Annotated in this window: 22 protein-coding genes; 9 read left to right on the top strand and 13 right to left on the bottom strand. The window is 74.3% G+C overall.

Translation table 11 applies throughout. The annotated features are described in order from the left end of the window. Positions 1–78 precede the first annotated feature (78 nt). Entirely contained in the window at positions 79–1791 is a 1713-nt protein-coding gene (locus JQN84_RS24710; protein ID WP_204960945.1) for an ABC transporter transmembrane domain-containing protein, read from the top strand. Next, positions 1788–3641: an ABC transporter ATP-binding protein gene (locus tag JQN84_RS24705; protein ID WP_204960944.1), complete on the top strand. Its 1854-nt coding sequence runs from the start codon at positions 1788–1790 to the stop codon at positions 3639–3641. The genes JQN84_RS24710 and JQN84_RS24705 overlap by 4 nt, the downstream gene beginning before the upstream one ends. Here the strand turns inward: JQN84_RS24705 and rpsD are convergent. Continuing rightward, positions 3629–4237 (bottom strand): 30S ribosomal protein S4, encoded by a 609-nt coding sequence (rpsD, locus tag JQN84_RS24700; protein ID WP_204960943.1) that lies wholly within the window; start codon positions 4235–4237, stop codon positions 3629–3631. The two genes, JQN84_RS24705 and rpsD, sit on opposite strands and share 13 nt — an antisense overlap. Positions 4238–4310: 73 nt before the next feature. Here rpsD and JQN84_RS24695 point away from each other — a divergent pair, with 73 nt between their 5' ends. From JQN84_RS24695 to JQN84_RS24680, 4 genes are all read left to right on the top strand, one after another. Then, positions 4311–5045: a DUF2470 domain-containing protein gene (locus JQN84_RS24695; RefSeq protein WP_204960942.1), complete on the top strand. Its 735-nt coding sequence runs from the start codon at positions 4311–4313 to the stop codon at positions 5043–5045. Between the two features lie 87 nt (positions 5046–5132). After that, complete coding sequence (locus JQN84_RS24690; protein WP_204960941.1) at positions 5133–5681, top strand: hypothetical protein; 549 nt, start codon at positions 5133–5135, stop codon at positions 5679–5681. Between the two features lie 23 nt (positions 5682–5704). Continuing rightward, entirely contained in the window at positions 5705–6100 is a 396-nt protein-coding gene (locus JQN84_RS24685) for an Imm7 family immunity protein (RefSeq protein WP_204960940.1), read from the top strand. Between the two features lie 82 nt (positions 6101–6182). Beyond that, positions 6183–6719 carry a P-loop nucleotide/nucleoside kinase family protein gene (locus JQN84_RS24680; RefSeq protein ID WP_204960939.1) on the top strand — a complete coding sequence of 179 codons (537 nt, stop codon included), beginning with the start codon at positions 6183–6185 and terminating at the stop codon, positions 6717–6719. Between the two features lie 35 nt (positions 6720–6754). Here JQN84_RS24680 and JQN84_RS24675 read toward each other — a convergent pair whose 3' ends face one another. Next, the gene (locus JQN84_RS24675; protein WP_204960938.1) at positions 6755–7270 is read right to left on the bottom strand and encodes a cellulose binding domain-containing protein; all 516 of its coding nucleotides are present in this window, start codon (positions 7268–7270) and stop codon (positions 6755–6757) included. A 290-nt stretch (positions 7271–7560) separates the two neighbouring features. Between JQN84_RS24675 and JQN84_RS24670 the strand changes: the two genes are divergently transcribed. Beyond that, positions 7561–8589, top strand: coding sequence for a hypothetical protein (locus tag JQN84_RS24670; RefSeq protein WP_204960937.1), 1029 nt, complete (start codon positions 7561–7563; stop codon positions 8587–8589). 125 nt (positions 8590–8714) lie between these two features. Here the strand turns inward: JQN84_RS24670 and JQN84_RS24665 are convergent, their stop codons facing one another. The 3 genes from JQN84_RS24665 to JQN84_RS24655 are packed head-to-tail and all read right to left on the bottom strand — an operon-like array spanning position 8715 to position 11139. After that, a complete protein-coding gene (locus JQN84_RS24665) occupies positions 8715–9179 on the bottom strand; it encodes a hypothetical protein (RefSeq protein ID WP_204960936.1) in 465 nt (154 codons plus the stop codon). Positions 9180–9184: 5 nt separating this feature from the next. Next, positions 9185–9829, bottom strand: coding sequence for an RNA polymerase sigma factor (locus tag JQN84_RS24660; RefSeq protein ID WP_239486098.1), 645 nt, complete (start codon positions 9827–9829; stop codon positions 9185–9187). After that, on the bottom strand, positions 9826–11139 hold the full coding sequence (locus JQN84_RS24655; RefSeq protein ID WP_281898456.1) for a S8/S53 family peptidase: 1314 nt from the start codon (positions 11137–11139) through the stop codon (positions 9826–9828). The genes JQN84_RS24660 and JQN84_RS24655 overlap by 4 nt, the downstream gene beginning before the upstream one ends. A 188-nt stretch (positions 11140–11327) precedes the next feature. On the opposite strand from JQN84_RS24655, the gene JQN84_RS24650 reads away from it, so the two are divergent. Next, positions 11328–13940, top strand: a complete 2613-nt coding sequence (locus JQN84_RS24650; protein ID WP_204960935.1) for a CHAT domain-containing protein — start codon at positions 11328–11330, stop codon at positions 13938–13940. Between the two features lie 43 nt (positions 13941–13983). On the opposite strand, the gene JQN84_RS24645 is transcribed toward JQN84_RS24650, so the two are convergent. After that, on the bottom strand, positions 13984–14766 hold the full coding sequence (locus tag JQN84_RS24645; protein ID WP_204960934.1) for an inositol monophosphatase family protein: 783 nt from the start codon (positions 14764–14766) through the stop codon (positions 13984–13986). A gap of 190 nt (positions 14767–14956) precedes the next feature. Between JQN84_RS24645 and JQN84_RS24640 the strand changes: the two genes are divergently transcribed. Next, positions 14957–16654, top strand: a complete 1698-nt coding sequence (locus JQN84_RS24640) for an aminotransferase class V-fold PLP-dependent enzyme (protein WP_204960933.1) — start codon at positions 14957–14959, stop codon at positions 16652–16654. 77 nt (positions 16655–16731) lie between these two features. Here the strand turns inward: JQN84_RS24640 and JQN84_RS24635 are convergent, their stop codons facing one another. From JQN84_RS24635 to JQN84_RS24605, 7 genes are all read right to left on the bottom strand, one after another. Continuing rightward, positions 16732–17313 (bottom strand): hypothetical protein, encoded by a 582-nt coding sequence (locus JQN84_RS24635; RefSeq protein ID WP_239486146.1) that lies wholly within the window; start codon positions 17311–17313, stop codon positions 16732–16734. A 5-nt stretch (positions 17314–17318) separates the two neighbouring features. Beyond that, positions 17319–18725, bottom strand: a complete 1407-nt coding sequence (locus tag JQN84_RS24630; RefSeq protein ID WP_239486097.1) for a hypothetical protein — start codon at positions 18723–18725, stop codon at positions 17319–17321. Then, positions 18722–19522: an ABC transporter ATP-binding protein gene (locus JQN84_RS24625; protein ID WP_204960931.1), complete on the bottom strand. Its 801-nt coding sequence runs from the start codon at positions 19520–19522 to the stop codon at positions 18722–18724. Before JQN84_RS24625 ends, JQN84_RS24630 begins: the two co-directional genes overlap by 4 nt. A gap of 79 nt (positions 19523–19601) precedes the next feature. After that, positions 19602–20405: a cupin domain-containing protein gene (locus JQN84_RS24620; RefSeq protein ID WP_204960930.1), complete on the bottom strand. Its 804-nt coding sequence runs from the start codon at positions 20403–20405 to the stop codon at positions 19602–19604. Beyond that, a complete protein-coding gene (locus JQN84_RS24615; RefSeq protein WP_204960929.1) occupies positions 20402–20959 on the bottom strand; it encodes an RNA polymerase sigma factor in 558 nt (185 codons plus the stop codon). Before JQN84_RS24615 ends, JQN84_RS24620 begins: the two co-directional genes overlap by 4 nt. Positions 20960–21116: 157 nt before the next feature. Continuing rightward, complete coding sequence (locus JQN84_RS24610) at positions 21117–22964, bottom strand: putative bifunctional diguanylate cyclase/phosphodiesterase (RefSeq protein WP_281898464.1); 1848 nt, start codon at positions 22962–22964, stop codon at positions 21117–21119. Continuing rightward, positions 22961–23767 carry an SAM-dependent methyltransferase gene (locus tag JQN84_RS24605; RefSeq protein WP_204960928.1) on the bottom strand — a complete coding sequence of 269 codons (807 nt, stop codon included), beginning with the start codon at positions 23765–23767 and terminating at the stop codon, positions 22961–22963. Before JQN84_RS24605 ends, JQN84_RS24610 begins: the two co-directional genes overlap by 4 nt. Positions 23768–23941 lie beyond the last annotated feature (174 nt).

The following is a 23941-nucleotide window of genomic DNA, read 5'->3' as shown; positions in this document are numbered from 1 at the left end:
AGTAAGGACAGGCTTACCTAAAACTTGATCGGTAAAGTACTCCACGTTCCTGAGCCGTTGACCAGGGGGTTCTACGTAGTGAGCAAGGTCAGTACCGGTGCCGCGGTCCTGCGCCGGGCGGTCGCCCGCAACGGGTGGCACCTCTGGACCGGCACGGCACTGGCCGGCGTCTACCAGCTCTGCGCGGCCCTGGTGCCGATCCTCATCGGCGTCATCGTCGACCGGGGCGTCGCCACCGGAGAGGCGACCGCGCTGCTCGTCTGGATCGCCGTCCTGGCGGCGGTCTATCTCGTCCTGGCGGTGACCTACCGCTTCGGCGCACGACGCCTGCAACGGGCCATCGCCGCGGAGGGTCACCAGCTGCGGGTCGAGCTCGCGGCGCGGATCCTGGACCCACGGGTGCTGCGGACCGAACGGCACACCGGCGACCTGCTCGCGGTCACCACCACCGACGCCGAGTACACCTCCTACCTGCTCGACCACATCCCCCGGATCACCAGCGCGCTGGTGGCGGTCACGCTCAGCGCGGTCGCGCTGCTGCTGATCTCGACGCCGCTCGGGCTGACCGTGCTGATCGCCGTCCCGGCCGTGCTGGCGATCCTCACCCGCACCGCCCCGCTGATCGCCAGACGCGTCAAGGACCAGCAGGACCAGGCCGGCCGGGCCACCGCGCTCGCCACGGACCTGGTCACCGGGCTGCGCCCGCTACACGGCATCGGCGCGCAGGACGCCGGGGCGCGGCGGTACCGCCTGGTGAGCCGGCACAGCCTGGCGGCCACGCTGCGCGCCTCCCGGACCCAGAACGCCTACCTGGGCGCGTCCACCATGCTGAGCAGCCTGCTGACCGGGGGCGTCGCGCTGATGGCGGGCTGGTTCGCACTGACCGGCCGGATCACCGTCGGCCAGTTCATCACGGTGATCGGCTCCGCACAGTTCCTCGTCGAACCGTTCGGCGTGCTCGCGGTCGTGCCCAGCTGGACGGCCGCCGCCCGCGCGGCGGCGGACCGGGTCGCCGCCGTCCTACGGGCCGACGTGGTCCTGCCGCCGGGCACCGCCGCGCCGGCGGCCACCGGGTGCGAACTACGCCTGACCGACGTGACGTACGGCCCGCTCGCCGGCCTGCACCTGCACGTCCGCCCCGGGGAGTTCGTCGGCGTGGTCGCGCCCCGGCCGGCGGACGCCGAGGCCCTGGCGCGGCTGCTGGCGGTGCCCGCCGGACACACGGGTGACGTCCTGCTCGGCGGCGAACGGCTGGAGACCGTGGACCGGGGCCGGGCGCGCCACCTGCTGCACAGCGAGCCGCACCGCACCGACCTGTTCACCGGCACCCTCGCCACGAACATCGCCCTGCGCGACGACGCCGGGCAGCACGACGACGACGCCGGACGGCTCGACCAGGCCCTACGCGCCGCTGCCGCCGACGAGGTGGCACACCTGCACCCGGAGGGTCTGCACATGCCGGTCACCGAACGCGGCGCGAACCTCTCCGGCGGCCAGCGGCAACGTGTCGCGCTCGCCCGCGCGTTGCTCGCCGGAGCGCCGCTGCTGGTCCTGCACGACCCGACCACCGCCGTCGACGCGGTCACCGAGCAGGCCGTCGCCGACGGCATCCGGACGCTGCGGCACGGGGCGGACGGCGGTTACGGCACCGTCGTCATCACCGGCAGTCCGACGTTGCTCGCCGCCACCGACCGGGTCGTGTTCGTCGCCGACGGCGTCGTCGCCGCCGAGGGCACGCACACCGACCTCGTCACCCACCACGACAGCTACCGCCGGGCGGTACTGCGGTGACGTCCCCGATCCTGCCCGTGGCCGGCCCGCGCGAGAGCAGGGCGTGGCTCGGCGCACAGCTGCGGGCCCGCCGGGGTGCCGCCGTCGGCACGCTGGTCGTCGGGCTGCTCGCCGCCGCCACCGCGATCGTGCCCGCCTACGCCTTCGGCCTGCTGGTCGACCGGGTCCGCGCCGGTGGCGGCACCGGGGCGCTCGTCCCGGTCGCCGTGCTCATCGTGACCGCCGCGGTCGTCGGTGGTGCGGCCACCGGCGTGAGCGCCCACCTGATCCGCCGGTTGGGCGCGCACATCCTCGCCGACCTGCGCGAACGCACCCTGGACGTCGCGCTGCGGCTGCCCGTGACGGTGCTCGACCGGGCGGGCCGGGGCGACCTGGTCTCGCGGGTCGGCGCGGACGTCGGCGCCATCGACCGGGCCGTCACCGAGGTCCTGCCCACCCTGGTCTCGGCCCTGTTGCTGGCGGCGATCAGCCTCGCCACGATGATCGGCATCGACTGGCGGCTCGGGCTGGCCGGCGCGGTCGCCGTCCCGCTCTACGTGCTCGGTGCGCGGTGGTACCTCCCCCGGGCCGCGCCGGCCTACGCGGCCGAGCGGGTCGCCATCGCGCAGCGCTCGCAACGCTTCGTCGAGAGCGTGCAGGGCATCCGTACGGTGCACGCCTACCGGTTGGAGGACCGGCACCTCGCCGACATCACGGAGGTCTCGGCCCGCGCCCGGGACATCTCGACGAGCGTGTTCGCCCTCTACACCCGGTTCGTGGGCCGGATCCACGGGGCGGAGCTGGCCGGGCTGGGCGCGGTGCTGGTGGTGGGGTTCCTGCTCATCCGCCGGGAGGCCGTCACCCTCGGCGAGGTGTCGGCGGCAGCGTTGCTGCTACACCGGCTGTTCGGCCCGGTCCTGCAACTGATGGTCACCTTCGACAAGGCCCAGGACGCGGGGGCCAGCCTGGCCCGCCTCGTCGGGGTGCTCGGCACCGACCCGGACCGTCGGGCGGGCGGCACCGCGCCGTCGACGCACGACCTCGTCCTGACCGACGTCGGCTTCAGCTACGACGGGGCCACGCCGGTGCTGCGTGACGTGTCCCTGCGGGTCGGGGCGGGGCGGGTGGTGGCGCTGGTCGGCTCCACCGGCGCCGGGAAGACCACCGTCGCGTCGATCGCCGCCGGGGTCCTGCGACCCGGGCACGGTGTGGCCGGCCTGGGCGGCGTTCCCGTCGCCGAGCTGCCCGCCCGGACGATCGCCCTGGTCAGTCAGGAGACCCACGTGTTCGCCGGCCCGCTCGGTGCGGACCTGCTGCTGGCCCGGCCGCAGGCGTCACCGGACGAGCTCACCGCCGCCCTGGCCCGCGTCGACGCCCTGTCCTGGGTGCTCGCCCTTCCCGACCGGCTGGACACCGTGGTCGGCGAGGGCGGCCATCCGCTGACCCCGGCGCAGGCGCAGCAGTTGGCGCTCGCCCGGGTGGTGCTGCTCGACCCGGCGGTCGTGGTGCTCGACGAGGCGACCGCCGAGGCCGGCAGCGCGGGTGCGCGCGATCTCGAACAGGCCGCCGCCGCGGCGTTGGCGGGACGCACCGCCCTGGTCGTCGCCCACCGCCTCACCCAGGCCGTGACGGCGGACCAGATCGTCGTGATGGACCAGGGCGAGATCGTCGAGCGCGGCCCGCACGCCGAGCTGGTCGGGGCGGGCGGCAGCTATGCCCGGCTGTGGGCGGCGTGGACCGCCCGGGCCGACGACACGCCGGCCCGGGGCGGTGACGCGCCGGGGTCCGGGGTGGTCGGCGGCGGCCCGCCGGTGCCGCACCAGGGGCAGGCGCGGTGGACCGGGCCGCCGCTGACCGTTCAGCGGGAGTAGAACTCCACCACCAGCTGCTCGTCGCAGATCACCGGGACCTCGTGCCGGACGGGCTCGCGCACCAGGGTGACGCGCAGCCCGGTCAGCTCCACCGACAGGTACGGGCGGGGGCGGTCGTCGGCGTGCGCGCCGGCGGCGGCGAGCTGGAACGGCGGCAGGGCCCGGCTGCGCTCGCGTACCGCGACCACCTGGCCGGGCCGCAGCCGGTACGAGGGCCGGTCGACCTTGCGTCCGTCCACCGTGAAGTGGCCGTGCCCGACCAGCTGACGTGCCTGGTAGATGCTGCGGGCCAGCCCCGCCCTCAGCACCACCGCGTCGAGTCTCCGTTCCAGGAGGGCGACCAGCGACTCGCCGGTCTTCCCGACCCCCCGGACGGCCTCGTCGAACGTCCGGCGCAGCTGGGCCTCGCTGACGTTGTACTGGTGGCGCAGCCGCTGCTTCTCCAGCAGCCGTACCTGGTAGTCGGAGGTCTTGCGCCGGTTGCGGCCGTGCACGCCCGGCGGGTAGGGACGCCGCTCGAAGTAGCGCACGCACTTGCGGGTCAGCGGGATGCCGAGAGCACGGGAGAGCCGGGCCTTGGGGCGGGGGTGGTTCACGTTCGACGTCTCCGATCACATGGTCTAGCCTGCGAGTTAGGTAAGGCTAACCTACATTGAGGAGATCGGGATCATGCGACCCAGCCCGGCGGAGATCGTGCGTACCCTCGTCGCGGGCCGGCTGCCCGCCCTCGCCCACCTGGCCGGCAGCACCGGCCCGCAGCAGGTCCGGCACGCCACCGACCCGCAGGGCCGGGTGCTGCTGCTGGTGCCGACGTCCGGCGACCTCGCCACGGCGCTCACCCCACCGGCCGGGGACACCGACGTCGCCACCGTCCTCGACGTGCTCGACCTGCCGCCCACCGCCGACGCCCCCTCGCTCGGCCGGACCTGGGTCTCCGGCTGGGCCGAACGCCTCGACGGCGACGCGGCACGACAGGCCGCGATGGACTTCGCCGCCACCCGGCCGACTGGCGACCTGCTCGACGTGGGCAGCCGGTTGCGGCTGCACCGGTTCGCGGTGACCGAGGCCCGCTGGGAACGTGCCGGCGCGACGCGCCCGATCGACCCGCAGGAGTACGCGCAGGCCGAGCCCGACCCGCTGCACGCGGCCGAGGCGGACCTGCTGGCCGACCTCGCCGACCACCACGGCGAGCAGGTCGCGGCCCACCTGCGCCGGCGGTTGCAGCTGCCCGGGACCGAGTCGCCCCGGGTGGTCCGGATCGACAGGTACGGCCTGACGGTCGCGTACGGTCGGCCCGGCGCGGTCCGACGGGCGAGGGTGAGCTTCGCACGACCCGTCACCGACGTCGACGAGCTGTCCCGGCTGCTGCACCCGATGATCTGCCCCCGGCAGGCGGCGGCCTGAGCCCGTCGCGACGGCGCTGCGTTTCGACGAGGCGAACCGGCCCGCCCCGGGGTTTCACCCGTTGCCCGTTGCGGGTAGCGGAGGGCCGTGAACCGCGATCTCGTGACGGCCTTGCAGGCGGCCTGGGGCCTGCCGGAGTTCCGCGACGGGGTGCGCCACGTCATCGACCTCGACGAGGTGGCGCTGCTGCTGGCCGCGCTCTCCGTCCCGGACCACGACCGCGAGGTGGAACGCAGCCTGCTGCGGCTGCTGCGGTCCAGCCTGGACACCACCGAGATCCGGGAAGCGGTGTTGCTGCTGCTGGAACGCGACGAGGTACGCCGGCCGCTCCTCGCGGCGGTGGTGCCCCCGCGTGCCGACCGGCCGGGTCTGGCTGCCGCCGTCACCGCGGCGGCCGAGGACCCCCGGGTGCGGCGTGAGGTACGCGCGGTGCTGGACGACGCCCGGGTGCGCGAACTGGTCTGGCAGGTGGTCGAGAACCAGGTGGACGCCGACCGGGTCGGCCTGGTCCGCCGCGCCGCCGTGCTGTTCGTCAGGCACCCGAGCGTTCCCCGCCTCGCCTGGGCCCTGCGCCGCCACGGCGTCCTGCGCGAACTGCGCCGCACCGCTGCCTCCGATGATGACGCGGCGGCCTGACCAGCCGGTCCTACACTCCTGCCATGTTCGAGTACCACGGATGGATCACCCTCCGCTCGACAGCCGAAGCGGTCGACGACGACCCGCCCCTACGCCTCGACGAGATCCAGGATCTGATCAACGGGTACACCGGTCCCGGACTGGTGGATCTCCGCCCGGTCAACGGCGCACACCACGTCCATCTCGGCGGGTTCCGCAACCATCGGGGCGGCCGGGACGCCGACGTCATCGAGCTGTTCACCAGGATCGGTCACCTGGCCCCGGGGTCCTACGGGTTGCTGTACGTCCACGACGACGAGGACCCCGGGCACGAACTGACCTTCCGGGTACACCGGCTGGTCCGGGGCGCCGTCACCGCACACGCCGACCAGCTTCTGTCGCCGGTCATCCCCACCCTCGAAGACGAGTACGTCGACTGACAGCGGCGGGGCCCTTCGCTTGAAATCGCGAGCGGCATGCACACAGGTGGACGATGCTAGGGCGGCCAGCCAGGAGGTGACGATGGGGCAACCGACACTGTTCCTGACCGTGGGACTCCCCTGCACCGGGAAAACCACGGCGGCGCGGCGGATCGAGGTCGAGCGGAACGCCCTCCGCCTGACGAAGGACGAGTGGGTGAAGGCGCTCTACGGGCCCGGGAACCCTTCCCTGGCGGGGGCCGTCATCGAGGGGCGGCTCATCGGGATCGGACTGCGCGCTCTCGAACTCGGCACCAACGTGGTAATCGACTACGGCCTGTGGAGCCGCGACGAACGTTCCGCCCTGCGCCAGGCCGCAGCGGACCTCGGCGCGCGGGTGGAGTTGCACTACTTCACCCTCACCCCGGCCGAGCAGCGCAGACGGCGGGACCGACGTCAGGCCGACGCACCGCACACCACCTGGCCCATGGCGGATGAGGAACTCGCCGAGTGGGCCACCCGCCTCGACGTCCCCACGCCGGGGGAACTCGACGGCAGTGAACCCATCGATGCTCCCCCGGCGGGATTCCCGACCTGGCACGCGTGGCGCAGGTACCGCTGGCCCCCGTCGGCTCACTGAGACCTGCGGGTCGACCCGCCCGCCTGACCGCAGGCTCAGCCGAGCGCGCAGGGCGTCCCGTTGAGGGTGAACGAGGACGGGCTGCCGGTGTCACCGGTGTGGTCGGCCACGTACCCGATGGCGATCGCCCCGCCCGGCCCGATGGTGACGTGGTCGTCGTGGCCACGGGCCGTGACGGTGCCACTCGACGGCGAGTACACCGCGTTCCAGCCGGTGGTGATGCGTTGCCCGGTGGGCAGCGGGAACGTCAGCCGCCAGGAGGTGATCGTGGTGACGCCGGTGTTGGTGACGGTGATGCTGCTCGTCAGGTAGGTGTCCCAGGTGTAGGCCGAGTACCTGACGGTGCAGGCGACCCCGCTGGGCGGCGGGCTGCCCGGCACGGCACTACTGGGCGGCGGGCTGCCCGGCACGGCACCGCCCGACCCGGCGCTGCTGGCGGGTGGGGTCGTGCCGGCCGCGGCCGCGGTGGGCGCGCTGACACCACCCAGGGCGACGGCCAGCGTCACGGCCGCCGCGGCGGCGGCGGCGGAAAGGCTGCTCTTCGGTCTCATGGTGGCGGTGGTTCCTCCGGGGACGGCGCACGGCTGCGCGGCGGAGCGGGGATGCCCGCCGACACCGGGTGTCGGTGCACCTCGCGAACACCACACTAATCGACTTACTTCGATCATGTGCCGGGCAGACATCGACGACTGTCTTATTCGCCGGTCCTGGCGTCATCTGACGACCGGCCCCGCCACGGTATTTCCCGGCACGTTTACGGCTCTTCAACAACGTCATCGCGTCGATACGGCACCGCAACACGCCGCACTCGGCGTCCCCCGCCGATGGGAGAAAACCTGTCATGGGCAAGGTAGGAAAACGCGTCCGTCGCTCGACGCTGGCCGTCCTCACGGGCGCGGCGCTGGCCGGGCTGCTGGCGGTCACCGCCGCAGCCGCGGCACCCGGCGAGGCACCGCAGGGCAAGGCCGCCGCCGCGGCCCGTACCGACGTCTACATGAAGGACGTCACCGCCGACACCGGCTACCAGCCGCACTCGTACAGCCCGCTGTGGGCCAGCCCCGACATCAAGGTCTGTCCGACGGCCGTGGAGTGCTCCGTCAGCCAGAACCCGAGGGTCGGGGTCACCAACTACCTCTTCGTGAAGCTGCGCAACGCCGGGCCGTACGGCTCGGGCACCGACAACGGCGTGCTGCGCATCTACCGGACGACCCCGGGCGGCGGCGCCACCTGGCCGACACACTGGACCCAGATCGGCGCGGTCAGCGTGCCCGTCTTCGCGGGCGTCACCACGGTGACGATCCCGTGGACCGGGGTGCCCGGACCGGGCCACTTCTGCCTGCTGGCGCGCTGGGTCTCGCCCACCGACCCGATGACCTTCGAGGGCCCGAGCACCAGCGTCAACACCCAGTACAACAACAACATCGCCTGGCGCAACGTCGACTCGGTCCGAGTCGTCTCGGGCGGGCCCCGGGTCGTCCGGCCGTTCGCCATCGGCAACGTGACCACCGTGGAGACCAAGAACGACCTGGTCTTCACCCAGCCGGCGGAGCAGGCCCAGGGCGCCCGGGTCTTCGTCGACCTCGGCCCGACCCTGTTCGAGCGCTGGCAGGCCACCGGCAAGGTCGGCACGGGAGTCCGCCAGGTCGGCAAGACCGAGTTGGAGATCGTCGATCCGGGGCGGGCCAGCATCAGCGGACTGCTGTTGAAGCCCGGTGAGCGCATCGAGTTCTCGCTGGCCTTCTCGGCCGACACCACGCTGACCAAGGAGACCGCGCTCAACGTGACCCAGTTCGGGCCCGACGCCGACGGCACCGCGCGCGCCGACCTCGGCGGAGTGCAGTACCTGCTGGCCGGTGAGCAGCGGGAGTAACGCCGCCGCCACCTGAGGACGGGGGCGCGGGCCGGTCGGCCCGCGCCCCACCGTCGTCGCAGGCCGCGACCGGGCACCGGATGCGACGGTCGGGCAGGTCACGCACCACCCACCGGATGCGACGGTCAGCGCAGACAGACCCAGGCGGTGGATACCGCGTAGCCGACGGTACGCGCGCACAACTGCACCGGGCCCGGCGGTGGAACGCCCAACGAGAAGAAACCCACGGCGTCCACCGACGCCTCGTCGTAGGTGCCGGCGGCCGTGCGGGCACTGACCCGGCCGCCACCGGACGGGGAGAGCTGCCCGACGATCCCGGCGTCGCTCACCTCGATCTCCACCAGCACCGACCCGGCACGGAAGGACAGCGTCCGCGCCGACGCCGCGGAACGGGTCATGCCGGCCAGCTCGGCGTCGACGGCCGAGTCGAACGTCAGCTCGGCGACGGCCAGCTCCGCGTCGGCGGTACGCCAGGTGAACGCGGCCAGAGCCGCGCTGAGGTACGCCTCCGAGACCGGCCCGGTGTCCCACAGGGCCGCGCCCAGCTCCGTCGTCAGCGCCTCGTCATCCGCCGGCGGCCACGGCTCCATCCGGTTCACCCCCGTTTCGTGCCGATGGTGGAAGCTCCGAGAAACTCGACGATCGCCGGGCACTCCCGCAGCCTACGCAGGCATCGTGCCTGGGTGGGCCCGATGCTGCCGACCGGCACGCCCAGCCGCTCGGCGACCTCCCGGTAGCTCACCGGCGGGTCGGCCGTCAGCAGCGACAGCAACGCCTGGCAGCGCGACGGAAGCTGCACGAACCCCTCCCGCAACGCCTGTCGACGCTCCGCGCGCAGCAACTCGTCGTCCGGAGCGGGCGTCATCGCGGCCAGTTCCCGGGAGAACCCGTGCTGGTTCTCCAGGGTCTGGTCGTACGGGTCGACGGGGTGGGACCGGCGGCTCAGCCGGGATAGCCGGTAGCACTCGCGGCGGGTCGTGGTGGCCAGCCAGCCCGGGAGCGCCTCGGGATCGCGTACCCGATCCAGCTGCTCCACCAGGCGCAGCCAGACGGTCTGGTTGACGTCGGCCGCGTCGGAGCGGCTGAGGTCGTAGGCGCGGATGACCGCGTACACGACCGGGGTGTACCGGCGGACCAGCTCGGCCCAGGCCGACTCGTCCCCACCGGCGGCGGCGGACAGCAGACCGGTCGCGCTGGCACCTGTCACCGGGTCACCGCCCGGGGCGTCGACCCGGCTCATCCGACGAGCACCCCGTAGTCGGGGTGCCAGCGGGGGGCGGCGAGCAGGCTCGCGCGGGCCGCCTCCGCGCTGAGGCCACCGGCGGTCATCAGGGCGGCGAGCCGCCCGGAGACGTGTGCGGTGGCGAACGAGGTGCCGGCCCAGATGGCGAACCCGTGGAACTGCCGTACCGGCCTGCCGGGCAGCGGAAGCTTCCCCTCGACGTAGGTGCTGTGCCGCTCGCCGACGGCGCAGGCGTCCACCCAGCGCCCGTAGCAGCTGTCGGCCGCCGGCACCGGGCCGCCCGACGTCTGGGTGACCGCCGCGACCGCCAGCACCCGGTCCAGGGCGGCGGGCCAGAGCGGACGACTGGTCCCGGCGTTGCCGGCCGCGGCGACCACAGCGCTCGTCGCCGGCAACGCCGCCAGCGCGTTGGCCAGTGGCAGCGACGGCTGATCGTCCAGGGTGTAGCCGCCGAGCGAGAGGTTGAACACGGTGACCTGCGGCGCGAGCCGGCTCAGGGCGGCCACCACCGTCGACTCGTCACCCACCCCGTTCGGGTCCAGGGCCAGTTCCGGGTCGACGCGTACCCCCGGGGCGGCCTGCCGGACCACGCCCGCGACGAAGGTGCCGTGCCCGCCCTGCGTGGCCAGCACGTCGGTGCTGACGTAGAGCGGGTCCTCGTCGTCGAGTTGCGGCAGGTACGCGCCGCCGAGCCACTGCGGGTGGCAGACGCCGGCCTGCTGCCAGATCCCGGTGTCACAGATGCCGACGGTGACGCCGGCGCCCTCACCGAGCCGGCTCGGGTCGGGAGGCGGCAGCGCCGCGGCGGCGCTGGGCGGCGTGCCCGGGTTTCCCATGATGTTGCCCAGCCCGAGCAACACGTGGTGGGGCTGCACCGCGGGCACCTGTTGGCCGGGCCACTGCTGGGGGTCGCGCAGTTTTCGCACGACACCGGGGATGTCGGTCTCCCGGTCGAACAGCAGCCGGGTGACACCGGCGAATCCGGCGCCTACGGTGACCGGATAATCGTGGGCGCGCAGCCAGGTGGCGACCCGGTTGGCGTCGGCGGCGGCGGCGAGCAGTTGCCGGGGACGGTAGAGGATCTCCCGGCCGGGGACGGTGTACCGGCGTACGTTCTGGTCGGCGGCCAGCGCGGCCTCGAACGCCTTCTGGTAGGCGGTGGCATCGGCGTCGCCGGCCGAGGCGGGGGCCGGACGCGGCACGACACCGAACGGCGTCGCCACGGCCAGCGCGGACAGCGCCAGGATCCGCCGTCGGGACAGCTGGCCGCCCGGACCAGGCACGGTGGGGTGGTCAGACGGCGGCACGGATCCTCCATGCTCGTGAAAGAAGCGCGCCCACCGATGGTGAGCTCGGCGAATTCCCCGACCGCCAATTATTCCGGACCATCGCCGATTGTCAATTAGGGGCAACCGAGCAGGACACCCATTGACGACATTCCCGCGATGGATTCCCGGCGTTGACTCACGGCTGTTCGTCGTGGACTCTCTAGGGCATGCCCGACAGCACCGTTTGCGGTGCCGCGGCGGCCCAGGCGGCACTCGACGCCGTCCAGCGATTCCCACCCGAGGCGATCAGCATCGCCCAGCGGGTGCTCGCGAGCCAGACCGCCGACGACGACGAGCGCTCCACCGCCGAGCGGGCCATCGGGCTGGCCCTGCGCGAGCTCAACGACCTGCCCGGTGCGCTGCGCCACCTGCGCCGGGCGGTACGGGTGTCCGGCACCCCCCGGACCCGGGCGCTGGCCCGGATGAGCCTCGGGTACGTGCTGGCCAACGCCGGCCGTACGGCGGCTGCGCTGCGGGCGGTGACCGCCGCGCTGCCCCAGCTCGCCGGTGCCGACGCCGGCCGGGCCCGGATGCAGCGGGGGGTGGTGCTGCACTACCGCGGGCGCTACGCCGAGGCGGTACGCGACTACGGCATCGCCATCGACATCGCCCAACGCGAGAACGATCCGCTGTTGGAGGCCCGCGCCCGCAACAACCGTGGCCTGCTCAACGCACACCGGGGCTCCTCCGGTGGCACCGGCGACGACCTGTCCCGGGCGGCGGCGGTCTTCCACCGGCTCGGGCTCGATCTCGCCGCGGCCGACGCCAGGTGGAACAGCGGCATCGCCGCCGGGCAACGCGGCGAGATCGCCGTGGCGCTGCGCTGTTTCGCCGACGTCGACGAGGAGTACCGGCGGCTCGCCGTCCCGCGTCCGGCGCTGCTGCTGGACCGGTTCGAGCTGCTGCTGTCGGTGCCGCTGCTCGACGAGGCGGTCGAGGTGGCCGCCGCAGCGGTCCGGGAGCTGCACCGCCGGGGCATGGCCTCGGACCTCGCCGAGGCGCTGCTCGCCCAGGCCCGGGCCGCGCTGCTCGCCGACGACCTGGACACCGCGACCGCCGCCGCCGCGCAGGCCCGGGTCAGGTTCCGGCGTCAGGGCCGGCGCACCTGGGCCGCCTTCGCCCGGCACGTCGAGCTGCGCGCGGAGTTCCGCCGGGGCACCCGGACGGCGGCCCTGCTCACCGCGATGGTGCGGACGGCCGACGAACTCGACGCCACCGGCTGGCCGGGGCCGGCGCTGACCACCCGCCTCGAAGCCGGCCTGCTGGCCGCCGCCTCGGGTCGCGTCGACCACGCCGTGACCCTGCTCGACATGGCCGCGCAGGCCCGCCGTCGGGGCACCGCATCCCGCCGCGCCCAGGGCTGGTACGCGCTGGCCCGCTCGCGTCGGCTCACCGGTGACGACGCCGGGGCGGCCCGGGCGCTGCGACGGGGGCTGGCGGTGCTGGACCGGCACCGCACGTCGCTCGGCGCCACGGAGCTACGCGCGCACAGCGGCACGTACGGTCGGGAACTGGCCGCCGAGGGGCTCGACATCGCGGTGCGGGCCGGCGCCCCGGCCCGGACCCTGGCCTGGGCCGAACGCTGGCGGGCCAACACCCTGCGGATGCGTCCGGCGCTGCCCCCTGACGATCCGGACCTGTTCGCGGCGCTCACCGAGCTCAGGCTGGTCAGCAGTCTGCTGGAGGACGAGGTGCTGGCGGGTCGGCCGGCCCACGCCCTGCGTGGTCGGCAGGCGCGGCTGGAACAGCGCATCCGGGACCTGGCCCGCCGGGTGCCCGGGGGGACCGGTGTGGTGGACCCGCCCGGTGTGGGCGTGCTCGCCGGGCGGCTCGGCTCCCGGGTGCTGGTCGAGCTGGTCGCCCACGGCGACCGGCTGCGCGCGGTGCTGGTCCGCGACGGCCGGGCCAGCCTGCACGACCTCGGGCCGCTCGCCGAGGCGGTGCACCTGACCCGGTGGCACCGGTTCGCCCTGCGCCGGCTGGTCACCACCGGCGACACGGCGACCGCACGGGCCGGGGCCGGGCACGCCGCCGCCGCGCTGGACCGGCAGCTCTTCGATCCGCTGCGCCGGCACCTCGGCGACCGCCCCCTGGTGATCGTGCCGGTCGGGGCCCTGCACGCGGTGCCGTGGTCGGGTCTGCCGACCTGCGCCGGGCGTGCCGTGACCGTCGCCCCGTCGGCCACGGCCTGGCTGCGGGCGGACGGCGGGGAAGACCCGACCGGGCCGTCGGTGCTGGCCTGCGGGCCGCGCCTGCCGGCGGGGCAGGCGGAGGTGGCCCGGCTCGCGCAGGTGCTGCCGGGGGCGACCCTGCTCACCGGCGCGGACGCCACCGCCGACGCGTTGACCGCAGCATTGGACGGGGCCGGCCTGGTCCACATCGCCGCCCACGGCACCTTCCGCGCCGACAATCCGCAGTTCTCCACCCTGGAGCTGGCCGACGGCCCGCTGTTCGCCTACGAGTGGGAGCGGGTCGCCCGGCCGCCCGGCTGTGTGGTGCTGTCCGCCTGCGACTCGGGGTTGACCGGGGTCCGCCCCGGCGACGAGGTGATGGGCTTCACCGCCGTGCTGCTCGGCCTGGGCACCCGCTGCCTGGTCGCCACCGTGCTGCCGGTGCCCGCCGACCCCACCACGGCGCTGATGCTGGACCTGCACCGACGGATGCGGGCGGGGCTGCGCCCGGCGCAGGCCCTCGCCGACGCCCAGCGGGACTTCGTCGCCTCCGGCGACAGCACCGCCGCAGCCACGGCGGCGGCGTTCGTCTGCCTCGGCGCCGGTTGACGCGCTGGTTGACGTCCCGCCCCGGCACCGCCGCCGGTGCGGGTCAGCCCAGCGCCGCGACCCGGGGACGCAGACCGTCGATCAGCTCCGGCGGGGCGGCCAGCACCCGGCTGCCGCTCACCTCGACCGCGACGCCGGCCTCGACGGCGATCACCTGACCGGCCGCCCAGTCCCAACGGAACGTGCGGTCCTCGACGTAGGCGTCGCACCGGCCCGCCGCGATCCAGGCCAGCGCCAGCGCCGTCGAGCCCAGCATCCGTACCCCGCGCACGTCGGCGGCCAGGTCGGTGACCACGGCCGCCTGCACCCGGCGGTGGTCGACGTCGTAGGCGTAGCCGGCGGCGAGGACGACCTCGCCGAGCGGGATGCCGGCACGCCGGGTCAGCGGGGTGCCGTTGAGGACCGCACCGCCGCCCCGGACGCCGCAGAACGTCTCGTCGTGGACCGGGTCGTGGACCACCCCGACGACGGGCCGCCACCCGTGTCGGGTCTGCTGCTCGCAGGCGACACTGACGCACCAGAACGGTATCCCGGAGACGTAGTTGACGGTGCCGTCGAGGGGGTCGAGCACCCAGCGCAGTCCGGAGTCGCCGACGTGGTCGCTGCCCTCCTCGGCGAGGATGCCGTCGCCGGGGCGGCGGGCGCGCAGCAGCTCGACGATGCGCGTCTCGCTGGCCCGGTCCGCCTCGCTGACCAGGTCGGTGGGGGTGGTCTTGTAGTCGACGCGGCCGTGGTCGCCGAAGCGTCGCAGCAGTTCCCGGCCGCCGAGGCGGGCGGCCTCCTCGGCGACCCGCCGGCAGTCGTCCAGCTCGGCACCGGTCGCCATCGCGCTCTCCTCGGGATCGTCGGCAGGGCCGGTGGAGATCGTCGCACCCGCGCGGGCGCGGGCACCAGGCGGACGCGGCGAGCGGCGGGGCCGGCCGGTCGGGCACACTGTGGACGGCGGTCGGGGAACCGACGCTCGCCGACACCCGTCGACCCGCCCCGTCGCCACCGCGGTGGGGAGGCAGCGCGACATGGGTACGGTGGACACAGAGCGGCTGCTGGCGCGGATCCGCGACGGGCTGATCGGCGAGGGAGAGGTGCTGGAAGGCCCGTACGGGCCACGCCGGATCACCTACGCCGACTACACCGCCTCCGGTCGGGCGCTGGACTTCGTGGAGGACACCGTCCGGGACTGGGTCCTCCCCCGCTACGCCAACACCCACACCGAGAGTTCCGCCACCGGCCGGGTGACGGGGCGGCTGCGGGAGGACGCCCGACGGACGATCCTCGACGCCGTCGGGGGCAGCGACGAGCACGCGGTGATCTTCTGTGGGGCGGGGGCCACGGCGGCGGTCGACAAGCTGGTGGGCGTCCTCGAACTGCGGCTGCCCGCCGGGCCGGCGCGCCGCCACGGCCTGCTGGACGGCATCGCACCGCAGCAGCGCCCGGTGGTCTTCGTGGGCCCCTACGAGCACCACTCCAACGAGCTGCCGTGGCGGGAGACGTACGCCGACGTGGTCGTCATCGGCGCGGACGCCGACGGGCACATCGACCGGGCCGAGCTGGCCGAGCGGCTGGCCCGGTACGCGGACCGCCCGCTGCGGATCGGCAGTTTCTCCGCCGCCTCCAACGTCACCGGCATCCTGTCCGACACCGACGCGATCGCGGCGTTGCTGCACGCCCACGGGGCGCTCTCGTGCTGGGACTACGCCGCCGCCGGCCCGTACGTGCCGATCCGGATGGGCGAGTCGTCGCCGGGCGTCGGGGACGGCAAGGACGCGGTCTTCCTGTCCCCGCACAAGTTCGTCGGCGGCCCGCAGACCCCGGGCGTGCTGGTGGTGCGGCGGGACGTGCTGCGCAACCGGGTTCCGGTGGTCCCCGGGGGCGGCACCGTGGCGTTCGTCGACCCGGTCGGGCACCGGTACCTCGACGATCCGGTGGCCCGCGAGGAGGGTGGCACGCCGGCGATCGTCGAGTCGATCCGGGCGGGCCTGGTGTTCGCCCTCAAGCAGTCCGTCGGCACCGACGTCATCGCCGACCGGGAGGAACGGCTGTGGTCGCGGGCGCTGCGCCGCTGGTCGACGAACCCGGGGATCGTGGTGCTGGGCAACACCCGGGCGCGGCGGCTGCCCATCGTGTCGGTGCAGATCCGCCACGGTGCCCGCCATCTGCACCACAACTTCGTCGTGGCGCTGCTCAACGACCTGTTCGGCATCCAGGCGCGCGGCGGGTGCTCCTGCGCGGGCCCGTACGGGCACCGGCTACTCGGTATCGACGAGGAACGTTCCCGCGCGTTCCGGGTGGAGATCGCCCGGGGGTGGGAGGGGATCAAGCCCGGCTGGACCCGGATCACCTTCGGCTACTTCCTCTCCGAGCGGGTCGCCGACTATCTGATCGACGCCGTCGACCTGGTCGCCCGGCAGGGGCACCGGCTGCTGGCCGACTACCGCTTCGACGCCCGTACCGGCCTGTGGCAGCACCACCGGGGCCCGGGGCGGTCGTTGCGCCTGGCCGACCTGGCCCGCCTGCTGGCCGGCGGGGAACAGCCGACGCCCCGGCGGCGGGCCGGGGAGGACGCCCTGACCGGCTACCTGCACGAGGCGCGGTCGATCCTGGCCGATCGCCGGGACCAGGTCGACGAGGGGCCCACCGGCCTACCGGCCGGCGTGGAGGCGCTGCGCTGGTTCCACCTCCCGCCGGCCTGCACCGCCACCGCGTCGTCGCGCTGACCCGGGCGACGCCCGACCATCCGGCCGGCCGTCCCCCGGTCGGTCCCGGGAGCGGTTCCCGCCCGCCGCCGGGGCCGCTACTCCGACGGCTCCGTGCGGGCCGGGCCGCCGAAGGCGTAGGCGACCAGCCCGGCGAGGGCGAACGTCACCGCCGTCACCGTGGCGGCCCGGCTGTCGGCCGGCTGGCCCTGCCAGGTGGCGACCGCTCCCCAGACGCCGCCCTGCGGGTAGAGGGCCGCGATGGTGGTCCAGCCCACCGGCAGGAACCAGGACCGGGCGGCGCCGACCACGCTCGTGCACAGCGCGGTCAGGCCGAGCAGCCCGGCGGCGTCGCGGGCCACCAGCGCGGCCGGCCCGAACCGGGCTGCGGTGTGCAGCGTGGCCAGCAGCACCGCGACGACGATCACCAGGCCGGCGAGCACGTGCCCGCCGCGTCGCCAGGGCCAGCGCAGTGACGCCGTCCGGTCCAGGTTCGCGTCCGGGCCGGCGAGGGTGGGGGCGAGCGCCGCGACCATCAGCAGGACGGTCAGCACGACCACCAGCGGGGTGGCGTCCCGGTCCTCGGCGAAGGTCAGGTGCAGCACCCAGATCACCGCCGCGCCGCCGACCGCCGCGGCCAGGGCCAGGGGTACGCGCCGGGAGCGCAGGTAGAGCAGCATCCCGGTCACCTGGTGCTCCCGGACAGCAGCCCCTCGGGGTCCCGGCAGGCCAGCAGGGCGTCGCGGACGGCCGTGACCCGGGCCACCGCCTCCGCCTCGGGCAGTGCCCGCAGGCCCTGCCACAGGGTCCTCGCCCCGGTGGTGATCGCCGGGTCCTCCTCGATCATGCCGGGGACCAGCCCGACGTCCGAGCGCGGCTCACGGCCCATGAGCCAGTACGCCGCCGCCCGTTCGACGGTCTCGTTGCGGTTGCGGCAGTCGCCGTCGTACGGGACGCCCAACCCTCTGACGACCTCCAGGAACACGACGTCGGGGTGGGCGAGCCGGCCCCGCTTGTCGATCCGGACCTCGACCGTGACGACCCCGTCCGGGACGGTCGGCTGCTCCCGGCGGTACCCGATCGTGTGGGTGTCCTCGTGCACGGCGGTCGGCGCGCCCGGCAGTTTCGCCAGTGCCGCGAGGCCCTCCCGGGCCGGCGGGGTGATCGTGTCGAGCACGGTGGCGTGGACCCGGCTGACGCACACCGTCGGGGTGTCCTTGGTGCACACCAGTTCCCTGGCGACCGGGTCGACCGGCCAGGTGAGCACGTCCCGGTCGGTGGGGAGGATCGCCGTCGCCACCGCGACCCCGAGCAGCACCGGGAGCACCGCCATCACCCGGACCCGCCAACCGTCGGCGACGAACAACAGCAGCCCGGTGACGGCGAGCGTGATCATCGAGATCGTCAGCGCACCGCTGACCCGGTTGTCGATCGTCTGGTAGTCGTGGAACCCGCCGGAGCCGTGTGCCGGGGAGATCGCCGCAGCCACCCGTTCCGGGGGCGAGATGGTGGCGAAGAAGACCAGCAGCACCCCGCCCACCGCCAGCGCCGGGGCGGTCACCAGGGCCGGGAGCAGCCGCCCGATGCCCAGCCCCAGCCACGCTGCGGCGACCAGCGACAGCGCGCCGACCGCGGTGACGACGACGAAGCTCAGCAGCGGCACGTACGAGGCGGTGGTGACGATCCAGGCGATGCCCGCCACGGTCACCAGCAGGTAGGCGACCGTGAGGGTGAGGGCCATCGTGCCGAGCACCGGCAGCATCCGGGCGGTGCGGGGCCGGGCCGTGGTGGCGAACAGTTCACCGACCTTCGCCCGGTGTTCCCGGCGTCCCTGCCAGGCTCCGGCCGCGAGGGCGAGCGGCCACAGCAGGAGCAGGTACTCCCGGATGGTCAGGGCCAGCGCCATCCAGCCGGTCGACCAGCGGCCGGTCGCCACGTACAGCGCCCCCACCCCGACCACCACCGTCATCAGCGCGGCGCCGAGCGCGGCGGAGCGGCGTAGTTCGATCCCCGTGACGCCCACGCGGGCACCCCGCTTCCCCTCGGGCCGCCCGGCGGCGGCGGTGTGCACGTCGACGGTTCGCCCGCTCATCGGGTGGCCTCGGCGCGGTGCTGACGCAGCAGCGCGGAGTAGCCCCGCTCGGCCGGGCTGTCACCGGCGTGGCCGGCGTCGCCCTGCGCAGCGAGCACCTCGGGGGTGCCCCGCCACACCAGGCGGCCCTCGTTGACCAGGACGACGTCGGTGCAGGCGGCCACCACGTCCTCCACCAGGTGGGTGGAGACCAGCACGCAGGTGTCGCTGCCGAGGTCGCGCAGCAGTTCCCGGAAGTCGAGCCGTTGTTCCGGGTCGAGGCCGACGGTCGGCTCGTCGAGCAGCAGGAGCCGTGGGTCGTTGACGATGGCCTGGGCGATGCCGGCCCGGCGCAGCATGCCGCCGGAGAGGGTCTTCATCCGGGCGTCGGCCTTGGCGGTGAGCCCGACCCGGTCGATGGCCCGTTGCACCGCTGCGGCGACGCCCGCCTTGGGCATCTCCTTGAGCCAGGCCAGGTAGGCGACGAACTCCCGCACGGTGAACCGGGGGTAGTAGCCGAAGTGCTGCGGCAGGTAGCCCAGGGCACGGCGGACCGCCCGCAGCTCGGAGCGGCCGTCGACGGGGTGCCCCAGCAGCGTCAACCGGCCACCGGCCGGGGGCACGACGGTCGCCAGTGCGCGCATCAGCGTGGTCTTGCCCGCGCCGTTGGGGCCGAGCAGCCCGTGCACGCCGGTGGGCAGGGCCAGGTCGAGGCCGTTGACGGCGAGGTACCGGCCGGCCCGGACCTGGAGGCCTTCGGCGTGGATCGCCCAGGGATGGGTGGTGGTGGTCGTTTCGACCGCGCTCACCGCACGCATCGTCGCTGTCTCCTTCGATAATTGCCAGGGCAGGGTGGCGGTCCGGCCGGGTGGCCGTACCGCGGGGTCACAGGTGGGGTCAGTCGCGGTGGGAGAGCCGCCGGAACCCGTCGGCCCGGAGCAGGGCCATCACGGTCAGGGCGGCCGTGACCAGGGCCCAGGTGCGGGCGCTGTCGGCCGACAGCACCACCGGCATCCGGGCGGCGACGAGGCTGGGGGCGATCACCGCGAGCGTCCAGGCCGTGATGAGACCGAGCGCGGCGCGGCGTACGCCGACCAGGGTACCCAGCAGCAGGGTGGCTGCGGTGAACGCCAGGCAGGGCAGCAGCAGCAGCGCCAACGACGTCCCGGTCCCGGCGCCGACCACCGCGAGCGCGGGGATGACGAACGCCAGCACCGCAGCGGTGCGCCGCAGCAGCATCGTCAGGCCGGCGGCGGGCGTGGCCGCGATCAGTTCCCAGGCCGGATCGGCCCGGCGGTGCCAGGCAGCCGCCACGCCGGGCAGCGGCGCCAGGGGCGCGATCAGCAGCACCACCGAGGGCAGGCCGACCCACAGCGCGCCGAGCAGCGCGGCACAGCCGAGCACCGTCACCGTCATGACCAGCCAGGGCAACAGGGTGCCGACGAACCAGCGGTGCCGGGCCACCGACCAGGACCGGCGGGGGCCGGCGGGGGCCGGCGTGGCCGCGATCTCCCGGTCGAGGGCCGTGGCGACCAGGTCGATCACGGCCCGGCTCTGCGCCGTGGTGCTGCCCGCCAGGCGGGCCCGGCAGTCGGCGCAGTCTTCGAGGTGAACCTCGATCGCCCAGACGCTTGCCTCGTCGAGGCCGGGATCGCCGGTGGCGTACCGGTCGATCTGGGTCAGACTGGGGTGGGTGGTCATGACAGCGCCTCCCGTAGGGCGACCCGGGCCCGGCGGACGCGGGACTTCACCGTGTTTTCCGGTACGCCGAGCAGCACCGACGCCTCGCGCGCCGAGAGCCCGTCGAGGACCGTGGCCCGCAGGGCGGCCCGGACGGCGGGCGGCAGGGTGAGCAGGGCCTGCTCCAGTTCCTGGCCGATCCGGGCGGCCATCACCTCGTCCTCGGCGGCGGGGGCGGTGCTCGGCATCAGCTCCACCTGCGGCACCTGACCCCGGCGGGCGCGGCGGCGGAACGCGTCGACCAGCCGGTGCGCGGCGATGGTCCACAGCCAGCCCACGGCGCTACCCTGCGCCTCGCCGCCGGTGCGCGCCCGGGTGCCGGCGAAGCTGCCCGCCGCCCGCCAGACCGCCAGGTAGGTGTCCTGGAGCACCTCGGCCACCACGTCCGGGTCGGCGCAGCGGCGCCGTAGGCGCACCTCCAACCACGGGGCGGTACGCCGGTAGAGCTCGTCGAACGCCTGGCGGTCGCCACGGGCGACGCGGCGTACGAGTTCACCCTCGTCGTCCGCTTCCATGTCTGTCCTCACAGCTGGTAAGACGACGGCCGCACCGGATCGGGTCCCCGATTGGTGTGACCGGCATCACATCATCGCCGGGTCGGGCTGCCCCCATCCTGACGCACCCGGCCGAAGCGGGTCGACGGGCCGCCTGCCGTGCCGGTGCAGGTCAGTGCTACTGGGCCGCCGGGAACGCCGGCAGGGCGGTGTCCCGGGACACCGCGTCACCGTCGCGCTGAGCGACGATCCCGGCGGTGATCTCGTCGGGCGGCACCGGACGACCGAAGTGCCAACCCTGTCCGTTGTCGCAGCCGGTCGCGGCCAGCCGGTGGGCCTGCTGGGCGGTCTCGATGCCCTCGGCGGTCACGACCAGGCCCAGCCGGTGCCCGAGGGACACGACGGTACGCAGGAAGTCGTCGTCCGTGCCGGGACGGCGGGCCCCCGGCCGACGGACCGGCTGCGCCGACGGACGGGTCAGGCTGGCATCGAGCTTGAGACCGTGCAGCGGCAGGGAGCGGAGGTTGGCCAGGTTCGCATAGCCGATGCCGAAGTCGTCGATGACGATCCGGACGCCGAGGGCCATCAGCGCCGCCAGGGATTCCGCCACCACGCCGGTCAGGTCGATCACGGCCTGTTCGGTGACCTCCAACTGGAGCAGATGGGGCGGCAGGCCCGTCCGGTCCAGGATCTGCGCCACCTCCCCGGCCAGGCCGTTGCGGCGGAGTTGGCGTACCGACACGTTCACGCTCACGTACAGCCCGGGTTGGACCCGCTGCCACTCGCTGGCCTGCCGGCACGCCTGCTCCAGCAGGTGGCGGCCGAGCGCCACCACGAGGCCGGTGTGTTCGGCGAGGTCGATGAACCGGGCGGCGGTCAGCAGACCGAGCCGGGGGTGCCGCCAACGGGCCAGCGCCTCCACGCCGGCCAGCCGCCCGGAGCGCAGCGCGGCGATGGGCTGGTAGGCGGCGGTGAACTCGCCACGGTGCAGCGCCGCCGGCATGGCCGCCGACAGCCGGTAGCGTGCCGCGTCGGCGGCGCTACGGTCCTGGTCGAAGCGGCGCAGGATGGCCTTCCCGTCGGCCTTGGCCCAGTGCAGCGCGATCTCACTGTCGCGCAGCAGGGTGGCGCCGTCGTCGGCGACGGTGCCCTCGGCCACTCCCGCGCTCGCCGTCAGGGGCACTTCGGTGCCGTTGACGCGGAACGGGGCGACGAGCGTGGCCAGGGCCAGGTCGGCGATCTTGATGGCGTCCTCGGCGCAGGTGGTGTCGCGGACCAGGATCGCGAACCGGTCGCTGTCCAGCCGTGCCACCAGTTCGATCCGCGGGTCGGTGAGGGTAGCCAGCCGCTGGGCGATCTCGCGGAGCAGGAGGTCACCCACCTGGTGTCCGAGGACGTCGTTGACCGCGGCGAAGTCGTCGACGTCGAGGCAGCAGACCCCGATCCGGTCGACCGGCACGGCGACGGAGCAGAGGCGTCCCAGTTCCTCGGTGAACCGGGTCAGGTTGGGCAGGCCGGTCAGCTGGTCGTGGGTGGCGAAGCGGCGGAACCGGGCCTCGCTGACCCGCAACGCCTCCTCGGCCTGGGTGCGGGCGGCCAACGCGGCCAGCCGGACCGCGTCCTGCTCCCGCAGGCTGCGGTCGTGCGCGGCGGACGCGAAGCCGGCCGCGAGATCCGCCAGCAGGTCGTTGAGCCGGGCGGCGCGGGTCGGGTCGGCGGCGACGCCCAGCCCGGTGAGCAGTCGCGCGCCGACGACCGCGATCGTCCCGCCGAGCGCCTCCGGCGAGCCGAAGCCGGCCGCCACCAGATCGACGCCGATCCGCTGGCCCTCGCCCGGCCGTACCGGATCGGCGAGGACCGCGGTGACCAGCCGGTCGGCCAGCGCGCTGACGATCCGGTGCCGCTGCCCGGCGCTGATCGGCACGTAGTGGGCCCGGTGCAGGGCGGCGGCCCACGCCGTGACGAACTCCTCGACGCCCGGCCGGTGCCGGTCGTCGATGCCGTCGGCGTCGGGCCGATCGCTCACCTGCGGCGTCCGACTCCGACGTAGAAGCTCATCCGTTCCGGGTGCTCGCCGACCTCGGCCGGTGACTCGGGACGCCACAGCGGTGACCACACCACGCCGGGCTCCACCAGGTCGAGGCCGTCGAAGAACTCCTCCACCCGGGCCCGGGTGCGGGCGGTGACAGGCGTGTTGGTCCGGCCGCTGAGCCGGGCGCCCTCGCCCATCTCGTCCGGGCGGCTGTCGGTGGTGACGTGGCTGATCGCCACGCAACTGCCGGGGGCCAGCGCCGTCCACAGTCGCCTGACCAGGCCGTACGGGTCGTCGTCGTCGGGGACGGCGTGCACCACCGAGACGAGCAGCAGGCCGACGGGCCGGTCGAGATCCAGCAGCCGGCGGGTCTCCGGGTGCTCCAGGATGGCCTCCGGGTGGCGGAGGTCTTCGAGCAGGGCGACCGCGTTGGGCTGGCCGGCGAGGATGTGCGTGCTGTGCGTCACGGCCACCGGGTCGATGTCCACATAGACCACCCGGGCGTCCGGGTCGACCTGCTGGGCGATCTCGTGCACGTTGCCGACGGTCGGGATGCCGGACCCGATGTCGAGGAACTGCCGCACGCCCTGGTCGAGCATGTACCGCACCGCGCGGTGCAGGAACTCCCGGTTCGCCCGCGCGACCAGGCGGAGGTCGGGCACCGCGGCCAGCGCCTGGCGGGCGAATTCCCGGTCGACCTCGAAGTTGTGCGAGCCACCGAGCCAGTAGTCGTAGGCTCGGGCCACGCTCGGCCGGCTGAGATCGACATCCGCTGGCGCCCACTCCGGCCGTTCCATCGCCACCCTTCCCGCCGCCACAGTGACGTGACCGCCGCCACTATAGTCGGATATTTTCCACTACCACCCCGCACCGCGATCATGCTGCGGGATTGCGGCGTCGGCCGGCGGCCGGTATGTCCACACGGTACATACATCGACCGTCGCGCGCCCGGATCGGGTCGGACGTTGACG

Origin of the sequence: Micromonospora humidisoli (assembly GCF_016900955.1) — a bacterium.
Classification (GTDB): domain Bacteria; phylum Actinomycetota; class Actinomycetes; order Mycobacteriales; family Micromonosporaceae; genus Micromonospora; species Micromonospora wenchangensis.
The sequence above is the reverse complement of the archived record's forward strand: the minus strand, read 5'-3'. Positions and strand labels throughout refer to the sequence as shown.